Annotated in this window: 1 protein-coding gene and 1 pseudogene; both read left to right on the top strand. The window is 56.9% G+C overall.

What is annotated here, in order from left to right; translation table 11 throughout:
* A pseudogene (locus DC522_RS33680) lies at nt 1-201 on the top strand (hypothetical protein); the annotation flags it as partial.
* A gap of 79 nt (nt 202-280) precedes the next feature.
* The gene (locus DC522_RS33675; protein WP_116532717.1) at nt 281-841 is read left to right on the top strand and encodes a shikimate kinase; all 561 of its coding nucleotides are present in this window, start codon (nt 281-283) and stop codon (nt 839-841) included.
* Nucleotides 842-1,052 lie beyond the last annotated feature (211 nt).

The following is a 1,052-nucleotide window of genomic DNA, read 5'->3' as shown; positions in this document are numbered from 1 at the left end:
ATCACCGATCTCGGTGTCTTTTCCATCGACAAGAAGGGCGGCTCCGGCATGACCCTGATCGAGCTCGCCGACGGCGTAACCGTCGATGAGATCAAGGCCAAGACGCAAGCCGAGTTCAAGGTTGCGCTGGACAAGAACCAGTCGATCGCAACCGAGGTCAGTAATGCCAAACAATCTGAGGAAGAACCTGCCTCAAACTAGATCTCGATTGGATAGCTTGGTTGCGAGGGAATGATTTTCATCTCGATGCCCTCGCTTGAGGAGGGTAGGGTCCTCTACAATGCCGCTGAGTTCTGAGATCTCTGCCATTCGCGAAGCTGTTGGCATCAGATCCCTTGTGCTGATCGGCATGATGGGCGTTGGTAAAACCAGCATCGGCAAGCGGCTAGCAGCCCGCCTGCAGTTTCCGTTCTTGGACACGGACAAAGCCGTCGAGGAAGCCGCCCACCTGAGCGTGAGCGACATTTTTGACATTTACGGTGAGGCGGCCTTCCGCGATTGTGAGCGGCGGGTAATCGCTCGCATACTTCAAACTCCTCGCCAAGTGGTCGCTTTGGGCGGTGGGGCCTGGAAGGACACCCGAACCAGAGCGGTCGTGGAGGCGAATGCGATCTCGATTTGGCTTGATGCCGATCTGGCGACCCTTGTCGGACGTGTCCAGCGTCGGACGACACGCCCGCTCTTGCAGAACGCCAACCCTGTCAGTGTGATCGTAGCGCTCGATCACGAGCGCCGGCCGATCTATTCCCTTGCTGATATTCATCTAAAAGTCGGCCACGGTTCTCACAATTGCGTCGTCGATAATCTGATCCACGCTCTTGGCCGACACTTGGGCACGTGAACGTCCCGAGGTGTGGCGGGTTCTCTCGGACGACGACACGTATCAGAATCTTGCATCAAGTCCGACTATCGTCGGCGAACGTCTCTTTTTGGCACGTCTCGGACATAACGTGGAGGTCTGCTCACACGGGGAGCCTGTGTGGAAACAGGCTGATTGGCACGCTTTGATGATCCAATGGGGTGGTGTGCGGACGGAATGCGGTGTGACCCTC

It is taken from the genome of Microvirga sp. KLBC 81 (genome assembly GCF_003075415.1).
Lineage (GTDB): Bacteria > Pseudomonadota > Alphaproteobacteria > Rhizobiales > Beijerinckiaceae > Microvirga.
Note: the sequence above shows the minus strand (reverse complement) of the source record. Positions and strands in the feature narration are given on the sequence as shown.

What these genes read in the sequence shown, in the direction of transcription:
- DC522_RS33675 (WP_116532717.1), top strand. Translation starts at nt 281, where the DNA reads ATGCCGCTGAGTTCTGAGATCTCTGCCATTCGCGAAGCTGTTGGCATC.